The following is a 16,880-nucleotide window of genomic DNA, read 5'->3' as shown; positions in this document are numbered from 1 at the left end:
AACGAGAATGGCCACAGATCCATTTCTATCTCCACCCAACTAAAAAAAGTGTCATTTTTATTTTGATTTTAAACCAATCATTCCAAATCATGATACTTAACCTCTCCATTAGAACCTTTACTTTTTTCCTCTTTTTAGTCTTTTTAAGCTGCTCTAATCAAAAAATAGAAAACAAATTAGATTCTAAAACATTCCATTTTGATAATGGTAGACAGGTAGTTGACACTTTAGACCAGCTGCTTCAAAAATTATCAGATATAGATCTTGATGATTCTTCATCCCATGCATCCATAAGCCGTATTAATAAGGATATAAAACAGGCTATAGAAAATGTCAAAACCCCAGGAATATTGGCCGAGATAAGAACATTGTATCGCTATAAAAAACATGATTTTACTTTTGCATTCTCAGATGATGAGAAAATAGGTGTATTCTCATGGGATACCCGAATGGGAGGATCTATGATAGATTATAAAAACATTGTACTTTTTACTTTGAATAAAAAAGTAGTTCCAAAATTGTTAAGTGGAAATCCAATAAACTATAACGAAATATATATTTTAAGAACAGAAAGGAATCATCCTATTTACATTTTTCATGGCTGGGGAAAGACTTCGACCACTGATTATTACTACCGAATAGATGCATACACCTTCAGGAATGAAAATTTGGAAGAAACTCACGTATTTCCAAACGACCAAAAATCCATGGTTTCATCATATAACTTAGCAGAATTGAGTTTTGAATCTCAAATGGATTTTAATATCGAAAAAGATGGGTCTTTAATTTTGATACCCGAAATTTGGGGTTCTACAGTTGTGTACAGGCCCTTAACATTTGACGGCAAAAAGTACCTTCAACAATACACCAGAGGTGAAACCAACTCAGATTACAACCTACAGGAAAAAGATTTTGATATAAGCAATCCCTTTAATTTTTTAGATGGTTCAGAGTTTCCGTTATTTAAAAATATTGAAGATGGTACGGCTATCTATACGTTCACTGATCAGCTGGAAATACAAGTAGCACGAAATTACGAAAATGAAAGCACACAAATTTCAGTTTATTCCCCAGACCATGAGAATACTGTTAAGATTGAAGGTTATGGTAGTCTAATTGGCAAAAAGGATGAATTTATTTTCTTTTCAGGTAGCGGCGTTCCAGAAGCATGGCCCTTGTTAATTTATGATTTATCCAAAGAAAAACTTGTTCTTTCAAAATACATGGCAAAGGCAATGATCAAAAAAAAAAAATATACTCTTCGCTGAGCGGCTAAAAGACACAAGCACTATAAATACAGAAGAAATCCAATGTAATCCAAATTATGGTGATCAAACGGGCTTCTTTGGCATTTACACTTTTTCTTTTAACAAAGTAAACCCGATAGTCGAATTGACCAATCAAGTCTTCTGCGGTTTTATTCAATGATTATGGCACCTAACCTCCCAAGACCTCAAGTTTTGCAAACCGGAGCAATAGTTTTTTAATATCCCCTCTCTCAAATTGGATTTCGGCTTTTTTATCATTCCCAACCCCCTCAATTTTTAAAACTTTTCCTTTTCCAAAACGGGTATGATTTACCAAAGAGCCTTCTTTCAAGTTAGGATCAACAATGCCAGTATTGGTTGCAGGAGCTGCGAGTTCGGGTTTTAATTTTCTGAGTTTTCTAAGCTGGTTTTCATTGGGCTTATGTACAGCAGGGGGAGCTCCATTCTTAGGCTTTATTTGACGTAATTTGCTTTTATCCACTTCCCCAAAAATATTGGTGTCTATCATCGATTTATATCGATATCCATCATTGACAGGGGTGAGATTTTCAACATATTGTTCATCAATCTCCTCTAGAAACCTGCTTGGCTCTGCATCAATAAGTTTTCCCCATCTATACCTGTTTTGGGTATATGTAAGAAAGGCTTGCTTTTCTGCTCTAGTCAATGCCACATAGAACAGCCTTCGCTCTTCTTCTAATTCACTTCTAGTGTTCATGCTCATTGCAGAAGGGAATAGATCTTCCTCCATTCCAACCACATAGACATAAGGAAACTCCAATCCCTTGGCCAAGTGTATGGTCATTAACGCTACTCGGTCATCATCTCCCGTATCTTTATCCAAATCTGAAGCCAGTGCAACATCTTCTAAAAACTCTGTAAGACTCCCTGTCGCATCCGCAAGCTCCTTTTGTCCCTCTACAAAATCTTGAATACCATTGAGTAACTCCTCAATATTCTCCATTCTGCCAATACCTTCAGGAGTGCCATCTTTTTTAAATTCCAATAACAAACCTGTCTTTTTGGCAACATGCTCTGCAAGGGTAAAAGCATCTGAGCCTTCATTCATAATTTGAAAACTCTTGATCATGGTTGCAAAGTCATCTAGCTTCCGGGCTGTGCCCCCATTGATCTTTAAGTTGAGCTTAGCAAGGTTCTCAATTACTTCAAAAATAGAACGGCCGTAATGGTTAGCGGCAACAACCAACTTATCAACCGTAGTCTGCCCTATTCCTCTTGCCGGAAAATTGATTATGCGTTTTAAAGCTTCTTCATCTTTTGGGTTTATTACCAAACGTAAATAAGCCAGTACATCCTTAATTTCTTTACGTTGATAAAAAGAAAGTCCTCCATAAATACGGTACGGGATATCTTTTTTTCGCAGGGCATCCTCAATAGACCTAGATTGAGAATTGGTGCGATACAACACGGCAAATTCTCCATTTTGCATTTGGTGCTGCATGCGATTCTCAAAAATAGATGCCGCTACATACCGGCCTTCTTCCGCATCCGTAATACTTCTGTGTATTTTTATCTTATTGCCCTCATCGTTGGAAGTCCAAACTTCTTTTTCCAACTGATTCTTGTTCTTCTCAATAATTGAATTGGCAGCATTTACAATATTCTTCGTTGATCTATAGTTTTGCTCCAAGCGGTACATTCCAACGTTATCATAATCTCGTTGAAAATTCAAAATGTTGTTAATGTTTGCACCTCTAAATGAATAGATACTTTGAGCATCATCCCCTACCACACAGATATTCTGGTACCGATCAGACAATGCCTTTACAATTAGGTACTGAGAGTGATTGGTATCTTGGTACTCATCTACCAAGATGTACCTGAATCTATCTTGATATTTCATTAAAACCTCTGGGAAACGGGTCAATAGCTCATTTGTTCGCAATAAAAGGTCATCAAAATCCATTGCGCCTGCCTTAAAACAGCGATCCACATAATTCTGGTAGATTTCTCCAAGTCTGGGTCGCTTGGCCATAGCATCGGCCTCTACCAACTCTGGATTTTGGAAATAAGCCTTTACCGTAACCAGGCTGTTTTTATATGAAGATATTCTATTTTGTATTTGTTTGTACTTATAAATATCCTTGTCGAGCCCCATTTCTTTAATGATAGAAGCAATCAATCGTTGTGAATCTTGCGTATCATAGATTGTGAAGTTACTTGGATAGCCAAGCTTATCACCATCAAAACGTAGCAATTTTGCAAAAACCGAGTGAAACGTACCCATCCATAAGTTCTTTGCCTCCGAGCTGCCAACAATGGTTGCGATTCTCTTTTTCATTTCGCGAGCGGCCTTATTGGTAAAGGTCAATGCCAAAATATTGAAAGAATCTACACCTTGATCCATCAAATATGCAATCCGGTAGGTCAAAACACGGGTCTTTCCAGAACCTGCGCCAGCAATAACCATTAGAGGTCCATCTTTGTGCAGCACAGGGGCTCGCTGCGCATCATTCAATTCATCCAAAAAAGTATTCAAACGCTCAGGTATTTTAAAGTAAACGTGAAATTAGCTAATAATGGTTTCATGCTAAAATCATCCTTTCAATACTTATAAACACGAAACGGGTTTTAATTTGATTTTGAATATATTTAGACACTCAACAGTAAATAATGAAACACAACTATTTTTCCCTTTTATTTTTTGGTTTGATTTGTCTAGCAGGAAATGCCCAAAAGAAACAAACGGGCCCGGTAATTGAAAAATATGGCGCAGTTTGGTCTGTTGAGAATCCAGATTTTAAAACAGATATCAATGCAGAGTTCAAAGTTGTTTTTGATATTATGAACAGCCCTGAATCTCATACTGAAATCAACAGAAGTATTGAAACTGCTGCACGATTCTTGAACATGCACGTTCAAGGCGGTGTTCCTCAAGAACAGCTCAAAGTAGCATTGGTAGTGCATAACAAAGCTTCAAAAGATGTTATTGACAATGAAGCCTACGAGTCCAGGTTTGGGGTTCCCAACCCTAGTTATGATATGGTAAAAACATTGATGGATGCTGGGGTGGAGGTCATTCTTTGTGGTCAATCTTCAAATTCACGGAAATATCCTAAAAACGAACTTATTTCCGGGACCAAAATTTCGCTTTCGGCCATGACAGCGCTAATTCAACTTCAAAATGAAGGTTATCGACTTATAAAATTTTAAATCCAACATATATGAACAAAATTTTCACACTTACTTTCCTTTTAACAAGTTTGTCCTTTTGGGCACAAAGCCCAAACCTAGAAAAAGACTATTCTGCGGTTGAAAATAAAGTAATTGAATGGAGGCGAGATATCCATCAAAACCCTGAATTAAGCAATAGAGAGTTTAAAACTGCCGAGAAAATTGCAAAACATCTAAAATCCCTTGGCATTGAAGTTCAAACAGGGGTGGCAGTAACCGGTGTTGTTGGCTTACTTAAGGGTGACCAACCAGGAAAAGTGGTAGCACTAAGAGCTGATATTGACGCGCTGCCTGTAACCGAACGTAATGACCTTCCGTACAAATCTGAGGTTAAGTCAGAGTTTCTGGGCAAAAGTGTAGGTGTCATGCATGCATGCGGACACGATACCCATACTGCAATTTTAATGGGGGTTGCCGAAGTACTTTCTAAAAACAAGGATAAAATCAATGGGACAGTAAAATTTATCTTTCAACCAGCTGAAGAAGGACCTCCACCAGGTGAAGAAGGAGGAGCATTGCTAATGGTAAAAGAAGGCGTGCTTACCAATCCAAATGTAGATGCCATTTTTGGTCTTCATATTAACTCACAAACCCCAGTAGGAACTGTAAAATACAAGCCAGGAGGCAGTATGGCTTCTGCCCAACGTTTTGTGATCAATGTAAAAGGAAAGCAGACACATGGTTCCCAACCTTGGGGCGGAGTTGACCCAATCTTGATCAGTGCGAAAATTATTGATGGCTTACAGACTATTATAAGTAGGGAAACCGAACTGATTAACGAAGCCGCTGTTATATCCGTGGGCAAAATAACCAGTGGGGTCCGTTCCAATATTATTCCTGAGAGTGCAGAAATGATAGGTACCATAAGAACCCTCGATTATGAAATGCAAAAGTTCATCAATAAACGTATGGAAGAGATGGTGCCGGCAATTGCCAAAGTTTATGGTGGGGAAGCTACCATAGATATTCATACTTCTACGGCCATTACGTACAATGATTTGGATTTGACGGCTCAGATGGCCCCTACCCTAAATAAAGTTGCAGGACCAGAAAATGTTAGCATTCACAAAGCCATTACCGGTGCCGAGGATTTTAGCTATTTTCAAGAAAAAGTGCCAGGATTTTATTTTTTCCTTGGAGGAATGACACCCGGAAATACTGAATCTTTTCCCCATCATACCCCAGATTTTAAAATTGATGACAGTGGCTTATTATTGGGCGTAAAAACAATGACCCAACTCGCATTGGATTATCTGAACATGTAGAATGGAAAACATATTGGATTTTTTGGCTAGTGTTCCTTGGTGGGCATGGATTCTTTTATTTCTGTTATTTATAGCGGTACGTGATATCTTTTTTCAAAAAGCGCATACGATAAGCCATAATTTTCCAATAGTAGGGCATCTAAGATATTGGCTAGAAAGTATTGGCCCAGAAATGCGCCAATACTTTGTGGCCAACAATAGGGAAGAACTGCCCTTCAATCGAATAGAAAGAGGTTGGATTTATGCTTCTGCCAAAAAGGAAAACAATTATGAAGGATTTGGTACTGATCGGGACATCTATTCCCATCAGCATATTTTTATAAAAAATGCGATGATCGGATATCAAATGGGGCATGACCACCCCAACATTGATAATCCCTATTTTCTGCCGTGTGCAAAAGTAATCGGCGTGTACAACAAACGTTCAAAACCTTACAGGCCAGCTTCAGTCCTTAATGTTTCGGCCATGAGTTTTGGGTCATTGTCCGCAGCTGCGGTTGAGGCTATGAACAAAGGTGTTGAAAGATGTGACGCCTATCATAACACAGGCGAAGGGGGCTTGTCCCCCTACCATAAGCAAGGTGGTGATGTCATTTTTCATTTTGGAACAGGTTATTTTGGAGTCAGGTCTAGGGACGGCAATTTTTCTATGGAGAAAATGAAAATTCTAGTGGACGAAAATCCGTGTATCAAAGCCATAGAAATAAAATTGTCACAAGGAGCAAAGCCAGGCAAAGGAGGTGTTTTACCAGGAGCTAAGATTACTCCTGAAATTGCCAATATACGAGGGGTAAAAATTGGTAAGGATGTCCTCTCCCCTGCTACGCACAAAGCCTTCAATTCTATTCCAGAACTAGTAGATCTTATTGAAGCCATAGCCAAGGAAACTGGACTCCCTGTAGGCATCAAAGCTGCCATTGGAAAAATGGACCAATGGGAAGAATTGGCTGACTTAATGAAAAAATCCGGTAAAGGACCAGATTTTATTACCGTTGATGGAGGTGAAGGAGGAACTGGTGCAGCTCCCCCAAGTTTTGCAGATCATGTTTCTTTACCATGGGTCTATGGGTTTGCATCTGTATACAAAACTTTCAAAGATAGAAACCTTACCGATCGTATTGTTTTTATTGGGAGTGGAAAACTTGGTTTTCCTGCTAAAGCGGCCATGGCTTTTGCAATGGGTGTGGATTGCATCAATGTGGCCCGTGAGGCTATGATGAGCATTGGTTGTATACAAGCACAGGTTTGTCATACCAACAGATGTCCTGCTGGAGTGGCAACCCAAAGCAAATGGTTACAAAACGGTATTAACGTCCCTTTAAAGTCCGAAAGATTGGCCCAATATTTTAAAACTTTTAGAAAGGAACTTATAGAAATCACACATGCGGCAGGGTATGAGCATCCTAGCCAGTTTACCATGAACGATATACAAGTTAATGTGGATGATGATTATCTAAGCAGTGATTTAGAAACTGTTTATAACTATAAGAAGAAGGAAGTCCCATTTGGTTCCATGCAACAGCTTCTGGATTGTTCTCATCTAGGTGGGAAAGTCACTTTGGAAAAAACATCATAATTTTACCCAAGAAAATTACAAAACAATAAATACCCAATCTATGAAAAGACATCTACCTATTTTACTTGCCCTATTCTTTACAGCAGCGGGGTTTTCCCAGAAAAAAAGTGAGCTTTTTGCCGAAATAGAAAACTTAAAGACCGAAATAAGGAATGTTGAGGAGCAGCTTGCACAATCAAAGCGAAAAATTTCTTCAAGCGAGGCAAAGGCCGAAACTTTGGAAAATGAAAATGTAGGTTTGCGAGATGCAAATGCAACACTACTAAAAAACTTGAGCAGTTTTTCAGAACTTTCAAAAAAGAGCAGTGAAAATGTAAACGCAACCTTGGCAGCTTTGAACAGAAAAGAAAAGCAACTCAGCGGAATTAACGAAATGATAGCTACCAATGATTCCATAGCCATTGTTTTATTAGGAAGTGTAAAGGCAACCATGGGCAATGAAGCCAAGGCAGATTTTGTTGATGGTGATATCGTTATATCAAACAGTTTGAATGTATTGTTTGGTGCGGACACTTCTTCCGATCTAACGGATGCAGGAAAAGCTTGGCTAGAAAAAGTGGCGAAAGTAATTGTGGCCAACCCAATATTGAGAACAGAAATTGAAGGATTGAATATCACTGGGGAATTTGGGGCAACTTTTGACCAAGTAAACACCATTTCCAAAGAGCTGGTGGATGTTTTGAAAGTTTCCAGCGAAAGTATTGGAGGCTCAGTAAAAGATGGAAATTTTAAAGAAGGAATCAATATAAGGCTACGCCCAAACTACAAGAACTTTTATAACAAGGTAAAGGAAGATATGAAAAAGGGTAACTAATTGTGGTAAAAATGTTGAAAGCAGATAACTGCCATGAATATTGATCCTTATACTATTTAGAACTTTACCACGTTCTAATTTCTATAAAATCCAAAAACCAATTACCTCATGAGTGGAGATGATATCTTTCAGCTTTTTGCTTATTTATTACCTGCAGTAGTAACCGGAGCCATTGCCTTTTACTTTTTTAGATTACATACAAGAAATGAGGAAGGCCGAAGACGCTTTCTACTGCATAAAGATTCCCAAAAAGATACATTACCCGTTCGTTTGCAAGCCTATGAAAGAATGGTTCTTTTTCTGGAAAGAATTTCAATCAATAGTTTGGTTGTGCGTGTAGCTCCTAAAGGAAAAGATAAAAACGACTATGAAAACCTTCTGATAAAACAGGTAGAGACGGAGTTTGAGCATAATCTCTCTCAGCAAATTTATATGTCTGAGGAATGTTGGAACATTATAAAGGCAGCAAAAAACGCAACAATTCAGATTATAAGGTCTGCGGGTATGAGCGCAACGGACTCTCCAGACAAATTAAGAGAGGACATTTTGAATCAAACCATGGAAAAACAATCTCCTTCAACCACTGCACTAAGTTTTGTGAAGAAGGAAGTTGGTGAACTTTGGTAATCCCTACTCTTGATGTTCAGGGTCTATAGGACTAGTTTCTTCGTTTTTATTTTTGGCATATAAATAACCACGTTTCCACCATAAAGTCATCCGTTCTTTATTGAAAATTAGAGAATTTGTGGTCAAAACTGTTGGTGTGTAATAAAAATTGATAATTGCATCCTTTTGGTTGGCAACAAGTTTACCTATTCTAATATTTTGGTTTTCAATTCTATCCAACATAAAACTAAATGTTGTTGTCATTAACTCAAACGGGTTTCTTACGGGCATCCTATTTAAGTAATTCACCTCTGTATGCAGCACCACCACATCAACCTCTGTTGCACCTCTTTTTAAAGCTTCTTCAATAGGCACTAAACTGCCCAGTCCACCATCTGCATATTCACAACCGTCCCGTTTTGCAAGACTCATAAATGGTGTGTAATTGGACGAAATCCAAATCCAATCACAAAACTCATCATAGGTGCAATCGTTAATGGATTTGTACTCCACTTGATTAAGCGATAGGTTAGATACGGTAACCACCACATCCGTAGACCCTTTTTTCAATATTTCAAATTCCTCTGGGGTAACGGAGTCTCTTATTAAGTGCCTTAGGTTCTCGCTCTCTCCAAATGTCTTTTTACCTCTCATAAAATTCTTAACCACATTCCAATGGTTAATAGAAATAACTTCAACACCATGTTTTTTCTTAATTAGAAAAGGGCAGTTGTTGAAAATACTCCTCTGGTTTACTGAAGAGTAAATTTCCTTAATCTTATCCAATTTATTAAGGGCCAGATGTGAAATCAACAAACTTCCAGTTGAAGTACCGACAAACAAATCGTACTTATGATTGGCTTCTTGAATTAAAAACTGGGCAACTCCTCCTGCAAACGCACCTTTACTTCCGCCTCCAGATATTACCAATGCTCTCATTTACTCAATGCTTTGTCTAAATATTGTTGTTGCTCCTGTCCCAAAGATGGGTATATAGATTTAAGTCGTGCAATATTCCCTTCTCCTTTCAAAAAATTCTTTAAAATACCACGGGAAGATTTTTTAAAATGCCAAACATGGTGGCTACATGCCTCAACAAGGTTTCTAAGGGATTCATCGTTAAGCCCTCCAATATTTTTTAAATATTCAAATGCTAAAAGGCGTATTTCAAAATGATGTTCTGAACTCGTATAGCCGCTTAGTTCGTCAAAGTAGTCCGGTTTAAGTTCAGTATTGTATTCTGGGCTTACCAAAGCAAGTGTCAGCCAAAGTAATCTTACATTTTTATTAGGTAAACCCACAATGCTGTCGGTTTTATCCAAATATGATTTTTGATTATTGGGAAAATCCGTCCAAAGCCGATAAAGCGCTGACTCTATTGTTTTATAACTTTTATCCTGTAGCAATCCCTCAAAATCGTTTTGGATTTGATTGGAAACCTTTTCCAAGGAAAATGCAATGGCCTGCCTAACCCTAATACTTTCCCCATCAAGTATTCTCTTTACAAAATCTTCAGAAAGTTCACTTCCATAATCCAAGACCAAATGGTATTTTAAATCATCAGATTGCAGGGCATCCCATCTATCCATCAAAATGGTTTCCGCTAGAGTGTTCTTTTTTTCAATCGCTTTTTTAATATCAAAGTAGGTGCAGACGGAGGTGCTTTTATCAATCAAAAAGTCTTTTACCTTATCAAAAGAGAATTCAGATTCTTGCAACCACATTTCCTTAAAATCTGAAAGTTTCATTCCAGATGCTTTTTCCATTTCCCACATAAAATCAGAAATGGTAACATTTTGATAGGCGTATTTTGTTAAATAATTCTTGATTCCCAACTTAAAATTTAACTCCCCTACTCTTTCCTTCAGCATAACCAGAGCCCATGCTCCTTTCTCATAAAAGGTTAGACTGCCGGCACTTGAGTTGGTGAGCGCCTCTCCATTACCATCCCCCGAAAAATTGGCCAGTGCTTCAGCTGTCTCTAACAACCTCCAGTAAAAATAGTCCTCGCCAAAAATCTCTTTTTCGGCCAGATAAGCATAATATGTGGCAAAACCTTCATGCAACCAATGGTGTTCCCCACTTTGCTCCGTAACCAAATTTCCAAACCATTGGTGCGCCATTTCATGTGCATTTACGTTTACGTAATTTTTATCAGTAAAAGCAACTGAATCCACCACAAAAGTGTTGGAGAAAATTGTAGCGCCAGTATTTTCCATCCCAGCATATAAAAAATCCTGGACTGGAATCTGTTTGTAATTTTGCCAAGGATACGGCACATCTATTTCATCCTCTAAAAAATCAAAGATTTCCTTGGTGTATCGATAGGTTGGCTCAACTTTTAAACTGTCTTTAGGCTCGTAATACAATTCTATTGGAACCTTTGAAGTAGAGGTAGTGGTCTTTTTTTCGAAATCACCGATAGCAAAGGCTACCAAATAGCTGCTCATTGCTTTATCCATATTAAAAGTCCATACCTTTTTGTTTTCTTTAATGGCATTTTTATCCACTAGTTTGCCATTGGAAAAAACTGATAGCCCATTTTTTGCAGCAATACGGATATCAAACTCTACCTTCTCGTTCATATCATCAAAACTAGGCAACCAGTGACTTGTATATTTCCCCTGACCTTGTGTCCAGATTTGATTGTTTGAAGGATTTTTATCTTCCCAACCTAAAAAGTAAACCGTTTGTTTAGGTTTAGAAGTATAGGTAAGCTCCAAAAAATGTGTGCCTCCTTTTCTAAACTTTTTATGCACAGAAATCGTTTTCCCATCATTCGAGAATTTCACCTTCTTCAAATCCAATAAAACAGATGAAAACTCGGTATTAACAGCGTCTAAAAAAATGGAATCCACATCTTTTAAAACCTGAAACTCATACCGTACGGTGCCATTAACTTGTTTTTCCTTAGGAATTGGTTCTATCTGAACCTCTGCTTTTATAAAATCTACTTTGTCCTGTATTTGGCACAGCACTAGCTGTCCAAAAAGAAAAAAAAGAAAGATAGGGCAAAGCTTCATCATTGGTAAATAGCAAAAGTCTTTCCAAATTACATATTTTAGTTTGATGAATCCCAATTTTCTTGAAACTCCCATTCCATATTTAAAAGGTGTTGGTCCAAACAGAGCTGATAGCTTAGGGTCTGAACTGGGTATTCATACCTATCGGGATCTGTTGCATCTTTTTCCAAATAGATATCTTGACAAGACAAGCTATTACAAGATAAATCAACTACAGCCCAGCGGAGCGGATGTTCAAGTAATTGGCAAAATCATACATATTAAAACAGTGGAACAAAAACGGGGCAAACGTTTGGTGGCCAGTTTTGTGGATGAAACGGGAGAAATGGAATTGGTTTGGTTTCGTAGTCATAAGTGGATCAGGGAAAATCTAAAACTAAATGAACCATATGTGGTTTTTGGTAAAACCAAACGTTACGCAAGTACCTTTTCCATGCCTCATCCAGAAATGGAGTTGTTATCTGAACATCAAAAAGGGTTAAAAATTGCCATGCAGCCCATTTACCCTTCAACTGAAAAGCTTAGCAACAAGGGCATTACCAATCGTGTTATTGCCAAAATGATGCAGCAATTGTTTTTGGAGTGCAAAGGACAATTTCCAGAATCCTTATCAAAAGGCATGATGGATGAGTTAAAGTTAATTCCCAAAAGTGAAGCGCTTTTCAACATTCATTTTCCCAAGAACCAGGAATTACTTGCAAAAGCGCAATTCAGACTTAAGTTTGAAGAGCTGTTTTATGTTCAGCTTCAATTAATTTCTAAAAAACTCCTAAGAAAACAAAAAATAAAAGGGTTGCCGTTTGGCAAAGTAGGTGAAAATTTCAACACTTTTTTCAATAGCCATCTGCCATTTGAACTTACTAATGCACAAAAGAAAGTAATTAAAGAAATAAGAAATGATTTGGGCAGTAATGCCCAAATGAACCGACTACTTCAAGGTGATGTGGGCTCTGGAAAGACCATTGTTGGTTTAATGTGCATGCTATTGGCCATTGATAATGGGTTTCAAACATGTTTAATGGCCCCTACAGAAATATTGGCCAATCAGCACTATAATGGACTAAAAGAGCTATTAGGGGAGATGAAAATCAATATCTCATTGTTAACCGGTTCCACTAAAAAATCCAATAGGACCGCTATCCATGCACAGCTTGAGAATGGTGAATTACATATACTTGTGGGCACCCATGCCGTTTTGGAGGATAAAGTTCAATTTAAAAACCTTGGTCTGGCAATTATAGATGAACAGCACCGGTTTGGGGTGGCACAACGCTCAAAATTATGGCATAAAAACGAAGTCCCTCCTCATATTTTAGTCATGACCGCCACGCCAATCCCTAGGACCTTGGCCATGAGTCTGTATGGGGATTTAGATATTTCCGTTATTGATGAATTACCTCCAGGCCGTAAACCCATAAAAACGGTTCATAGATTTGACAGTAACAGATTAAAGGTCTTTCAATTTATTAAAGATGAAATAAAAAAGGGAAGACAAATCTATATGGTATATCCCTTGATTAAAGAATCTGAGGCCTTGGATTATAAAGACCTTATGGACGGCTATGAGAGCATTGCCAGGGATTTTCCCACGCCCGAGTATCAAATATCTATTGTTCATGGTAAAATGAAGCCTAAGGACAAGGATTACGAGATGGAGCGCTTTGTAAAAGGTGAAACTCAAATCATGGTAGCAACCACAGTTATTGAAGTTGGGGTAAATGTGCCCAATGCATCCGTAATGATCATTGAAAGTGCAGAGCGATTTGGGCTTTCTCAGCTGCATCAATTGCGAGGGCGCGTGGGTCGCGGTGCCGAGCAAAGCTTTTGTATTCTGATGACTAGCCATAAATTATCTGAGGATGCTAAAACACGTTTGGAAACCATGACGCGCACCAACGATGGTTTTGAGATTGCCGAAGTTGACCTAAAACTTCGTGGTCCTGGGGATTTAATGGGCACACAACAAAGTGGCATGCTCAATCTTAAAATTGCTGATATTGTAAAAGACAATCAGATATTAAAAACAGCAAGATACCATGCCCTACAATTGTTAAAAGAAGACCCAAGGCTTGAAAAAGAAGAAAACCGTTCTATCCTTTTTGCCTACAATAAAATGATGCAACAAAAAACAATTTGGAATTATATAAGTTAAAATGCCCAGCTTTCACTGGGCATTTTAACTTTAAGTGGCCACAAAAATAATTAGTTGATCGCTTCTCCTTTTTCTGCTTTGTCTATATTAGCTTGTACCCTATCACGGTTAGCTTGTGCAGGAGCATTTTGCAAAGCAATTTTTAAATGCTTCAAAGTGGACTTGTTATCGCCTATTGCAGAATAAGCCCTTGCCAATCCATAATGCACTGGCCATGTTCCCTTATGGGCTTTTGCATTCCACTTGAACACCTCAAGAGCTTCATCCGTTTTTCCTTGGCCAATAAGTTGTCTACCGTAACCATGCACTTGGAAAACAGTTCCTAAGGGCATAGCTTCTTTCATCAAAGCCTTTGCCTCAGCATCTTTTCCTTGTTTTGCCAAAATCTGGGATTTAATGCTCAGGTTGTTGTACGTTTTCTGGCTAAAGAACTGGCCCGCTATTGCTGCATCTACCCAGCCAAGCGCTTCATCCAAATCGCCTCCATTGTTCTGGGCATAGTTTGCTGCCTGTTCCCATGTTTGTCTATTGAACCCTGGAGAAGTTTGTAGTTTTTGCCGTATGTCCGCCAGAACATTGTTTGTGACATCTGTTTCCACTTTAAATGGAATCTGCTTTTTTTCCCAATTTAAAGAAGCCACTGCAGAAGTAGCATCAACTTCATTAAAAGTGTACATAAGCTGTTCTACGTGAGCAATTTCCTTTGTGGAAACATCTACGCGAAGTGCATCATCACTTGGGTCATAAAAATAACTGCCCCAAGCATCATGATTTTTTGAAAAAATAACCGTTGCACTGTTATCTTCGTTTACAATCATATGTAAACCATACTTGCCGGCAGGCAGGGTTTTCCCTCCAATTGTGAGATCATCCGAAGTTTTAAAAATAGTATTTTCATTGGCGCCAGCTCGCCATGGAGATTCGGTAGCAGTACCAAATCCTAAATTGTTCATGCCATAAGGAACCAATGTTCCCCATACTTCTCTATCATTTACACTTGGTCTGGAATAAATAATAGTAACGTTCGTGTTTCCAATGCGTTGAGATACTTTTGCCATTTGACTGCCACGCGGTAGAAAGTCAAGTTGAGCAAAAGTGCTATTGGAAATAAAAAAAACCGCAATAAGAATCATGGCCGAAACGGCCGAGTAACTTTTTTTCATTTGTTCGTTTTTGATTTGTTAATGAATAAACTTTTAGGTCGATCCTCTAAAGTAGAGAGCCCATTGTTTCAATTGCGTTACAGCAATGTTAAATTAAAATGAAACATGTTAAATTTCAACGGATTAAGAATAATATCCTCAAAATCAATATACAAATCATAGAATATTCATAAACCAAAAAGTAAACGCTTATCGGGAATTTCGTTTACGGAACAATGACCCAAGAAAGAATTACCATAAGCTGCCAACAATTGAAATTGTTTTTGTTTTAAACTGACAAAAATCAAGGTTGGTGGTCCAATTGGTTTTAAAACCGAGCTTGAACATCGTAATTTTCGCAACTAAACACCAAGGCTTTTTTTTTCATATTTTAAATTTACAAGCTTATAAATTATTGAATACAACTATGAGTAAGACACTATTTGATAAAGTATGGGATTCACATACGGTGCAGCGTATTGAAAATGGCCCGGATGTGATTTTTATTGATAGACATTTGGTGCATGAAGTAACTAGCCCCGTGGCTTTTTTAGGGCTAAAGAACCGAGGCATTAATGTGCTCTATCCAGAACGCACTTTTGCCACGGCCGATCATAATACTCCTACCATAAATCAACATTTGCCAGTTAAGGACAAACTATCTGCAAATCAATTAAAGGCTTTAGAAGAAAACTCCAAAGCTCATAATATTCCTTATTGGGGGCTTGGGCATGAGAAAAACGGAATTGTTCACGTAATAGGTCCTGAAAATGGAATCACCGTACCCGGAGCAACTATTGTTTGTGGGGATTCTCATACTTCTACTCATGGAGCATTCGGTGCCATTGCCTTTGGCATTGGTACCAGTGAGGTGGAAATGGTTCTTTCAACCCAATGTATTATGCAACCAAAGGCAAAGAGCATGCGCATAAACATAGATGGGAATTTAAACCTTGGGGTAACTCCAAAAGATGTTGCTCTTTTCATTATTTCCAAACTGACCACCTCTGGTGCCACTGGATATTTTGTTGAATATTCAGGGCAGGTTTTCAGAGAAATGTCTATGGAAGGTCGCATGACCGTCTGTAACTTAAGCATAGAAATGGGTGCTCGTGGAGGAATGATCGCTCCAGATGAGAAGACCTTTGAATATATAAAAGGTAGGGAATACACTCCCAAAGGTGCAGCATGGGAAAAGGCCATGGATTATTGGCAAACGCTCTACTCTGATGAAGATGCAGTTTTTGACAAAGAGATTTCTTTTGATGCTTCTGAAATAGAGCCAATGATTACTTATGGCACAAACCCAGGAATGGGTATTGGAATTCAAAATGGAATCCCAAAGGCAAATTCTGTAGAAGGTGGAAACGCAACCTATAAAAAATCATTGGAGTATATGGCTTTTAATGAAGGTGAGGCCATGATTGGAAAACCTATAGATTTTGTATTCTTGGGAAGCTGTACTAATGGTAGAATTGAAGATTTTAGAGCATTTGCTTCCATCATAAAAGGGCGCAAAAAAGCGGACAATGTTACTGCATGGCTAGTTCCTGGTTCGCACCGAGTGGAAGAAGCTATTAAAAACGAAGGCATACTTGATGTTTTACATGAATCAGGTTTTGAACTAAGAGAGCCTGGTTGTTCTGCATGTCTTGCAATGAACGATGATAAGATTCCCGCCGGTAAATATGCAGTGAGCACATCCAATAGAAATTTTGAAGGAAGACAGGGTCCGGGCTCCAGAACATTATTGGCCAGCCCTCTAGTTGCGGCCGCCGCGGCAGTTACCGGAAAAGTAACAGATCCACGAGAATTAATGGAAGAAGTAATCGCTTAAAT

Annotated in this window: 12 protein-coding genes; 8 read left to right on the top strand and 4 right to left on the bottom strand. The window is 38.3% G+C overall.

The window, feature by feature from the left end; all coding sequences use genetic code 11:
- The first annotated feature begins 89 nt into the window (after positions 1-89).
- Positions 90-1,268 (top strand): hypothetical protein, encoded by a 1,179-nt coding sequence (locus DKG77_RS11095; protein WP_109662989.1) that lies wholly within the window; start codon positions 90-92, stop codon positions 1,266-1,268.
- Positions 1,269-1,437: 169 nt separating this feature from the next.
- Here DKG77_RS11095 and DKG77_RS11090 read toward each other — a convergent pair whose 3' ends face one another.
- Complete coding sequence (locus DKG77_RS11090; protein WP_109662988.1) at positions 1,438-3,768, bottom strand: ATP-dependent helicase; 2,331 nt, start codon at positions 3,766-3,768, stop codon at positions 1,438-1,440.
- 134 nt (positions 3,769-3,902) lie between these two features.
- On the opposite strand from DKG77_RS11090, the gene DKG77_RS11085 reads away from it, so the two are divergent.
- The 5 genes from DKG77_RS11085 (at position 3,903) to DKG77_RS11065 (ending at position 8,745) form a co-directional block, all read left to right on the top strand.
- Entirely contained in the window at positions 3,903-4,442 is a 540-nt protein-coding gene (locus tag DKG77_RS11085; RefSeq protein ID WP_109662986.1) for a DsrE family protein, read from the top strand.
- 11 nt (positions 4,443-4,453) lie between these two features.
- Positions 4,454-5,728, top strand: a complete 1,275-nt coding sequence (locus tag DKG77_RS11080) for an amidohydrolase (RefSeq protein WP_109662984.1) — start codon at positions 4,454-4,456, stop codon at positions 5,726-5,728.
- A 1-nt stretch (position 5,729) separates the two neighbouring features.
- Positions 5,730-7,304, top strand: a complete 1,575-nt coding sequence (locus tag DKG77_RS11075; RefSeq protein ID WP_109662982.1) for an FMN-binding glutamate synthase family protein — start codon at positions 5,730-5,732, stop codon at positions 7,302-7,304.
- A 40-nt stretch (positions 7,305-7,344) separates the two neighbouring features.
- On the top strand, positions 7,345-8,118 hold the full coding sequence (locus DKG77_RS11070) for a coiled-coil domain-containing protein (RefSeq protein WP_109662980.1): 774 nt from the start codon (positions 7,345-7,347) through the stop codon (positions 8,116-8,118).
- Between the two features lie 108 nt (positions 8,119-8,226).
- Positions 8,227-8,745 carry a DUF7935 family protein gene (locus DKG77_RS11065; RefSeq protein ID WP_109662978.1) on the top strand — a complete coding sequence of 173 codons (519 nt, stop codon included), beginning with the start codon at positions 8,227-8,229 and terminating at the stop codon, positions 8,743-8,745.
- Positions 8,746-8,748: 3 nt separating this feature from the next.
- On the opposite strand, the gene DKG77_RS11060 is transcribed toward DKG77_RS11065, so the two are convergent.
- Positions 8,749-9,663, bottom strand: a complete 915-nt coding sequence (locus tag DKG77_RS11060; protein ID WP_109662976.1) for a patatin-like phospholipase family protein — start codon at positions 9,661-9,663, stop codon at positions 8,749-8,751.
- Entirely contained in the window at positions 9,660-11,750 is a 2,091-nt protein-coding gene (locus tag DKG77_RS11055) for a M1 family metallopeptidase (RefSeq protein WP_243414910.1), read from the bottom strand. The genes DKG77_RS11060 and DKG77_RS11055 overlap by 4 nt, the downstream gene beginning before the upstream one ends.
- 43 nt (positions 11,751-11,793) lie before the next feature.
- On the opposite strand from DKG77_RS11055, the gene recG reads away from it, so the two are divergent.
- A complete protein-coding gene (recG, locus tag DKG77_RS11050) occupies positions 11,794-13,899 on the top strand; it encodes an ATP-dependent DNA helicase RecG (RefSeq protein ID WP_109662972.1) in 2,106 nt (701 codons plus the stop codon).
- A gap of 50 nt (positions 13,900-13,949) precedes the next feature.
- On the opposite strand, the gene DKG77_RS11045 is transcribed toward recG, so the two are convergent.
- Positions 13,950-15,062, bottom strand: a complete 1,113-nt coding sequence (locus DKG77_RS11045; RefSeq protein WP_109662970.1) for a DUF2911 domain-containing protein — start codon at positions 15,060-15,062, stop codon at positions 13,950-13,952.
- A gap of 406 nt (positions 15,063-15,468) precedes the next feature.
- Here DKG77_RS11045 and leuC point away from each other — a divergent pair, with 406 nt between their 5' ends.
- Positions 15,469-16,878: a 3-isopropylmalate dehydratase large subunit gene (gene leuC / locus DKG77_RS11040; protein ID WP_109663752.1), complete on the top strand. Its 1,410-nt coding sequence runs from the start codon at positions 15,469-15,471 to the stop codon at positions 16,876-16,878.
- Positions 16,879-16,880 lie beyond the last annotated feature (2 nt).

It is taken from the genome of Flagellimonas aquimarina (assembly GCF_003149745.1).
Classification (GTDB): domain Bacteria; phylum Bacteroidota; class Bacteroidia; order Flavobacteriales; family Flavobacteriaceae; genus Flagellimonas; species Flagellimonas aquimarina.
The sequence above is the reverse complement of the archived record's forward strand: the minus strand, read 5'-3'. Positions and strand labels throughout refer to the sequence as shown.

What these genes read in the sequence shown, in the direction of transcription:
- DKG77_RS11060 (WP_109662976.1), bottom strand. Translation starts at nt 9,663, where the DNA reads ATGAGAGCATTGGTAATATCTGGAGGCGGAAGTAAAGGTGCGTTTGCA.
- DKG77_RS11075 (WP_109662982.1), top strand. Translation starts at nt 5,730, where the DNA reads ATGGAAAACATATTGGATTTTTTGGCTAGTGTTCCTTGGTGGGCATGG.
- DKG77_RS11080 (WP_109662984.1), top strand. Translation starts at nt 4,454, where the DNA reads ATGAACAAAATTTTCACACTTACTTTCCTTTTAACAAGTTTGTCCTTT.
- DKG77_RS11045 (WP_109662970.1), bottom strand. Translation starts at nt 15,062, where the DNA reads ATGAAAAAAAGTTACTCGGCCGTTTCGGCCATGATTCTTATTGCGGTT.
- DKG77_RS11095 (WP_109662989.1), top strand. Translation starts at nt 90, where the DNA reads ATGATACTTAACCTCTCCATTAGAACCTTTACTTTTTTCCTCTTTTTA.
- DKG77_RS11085 (WP_109662986.1), top strand. Translation starts at nt 3,903, where the DNA reads ATGAAACACAACTATTTTTCCCTTTTATTTTTTGGTTTGATTTGTCTA.
- DKG77_RS11055 (WP_243414910.1), bottom strand. Translation starts at nt 11,750, where the DNA reads ATGATGAAGCTTTGCCCTATCTTTCTTTTTTTTCTTTTTGGACAGCTA.
- recG (WP_109662972.1), top strand. Translation starts at nt 11,794, where the DNA reads ATGAATCCCAATTTTCTTGAAACTCCCATTCCATATTTAAAAGGTGTT.
- leuC (WP_109663752.1), top strand. Translation starts at nt 15,469, where the DNA reads ATGAGTAAGACACTATTTGATAAAGTATGGGATTCACATACGGTGCAG.
- DKG77_RS11065 (WP_109662978.1), top strand. Translation starts at nt 8,227, where the DNA reads ATGAGTGGAGATGATATCTTTCAGCTTTTTGCTTATTTATTACCTGCA.
- DKG77_RS11070 (WP_109662980.1), top strand. Translation starts at nt 7,345, where the DNA reads ATGAAAAGACATCTACCTATTTTACTTGCCCTATTCTTTACAGCAGCG.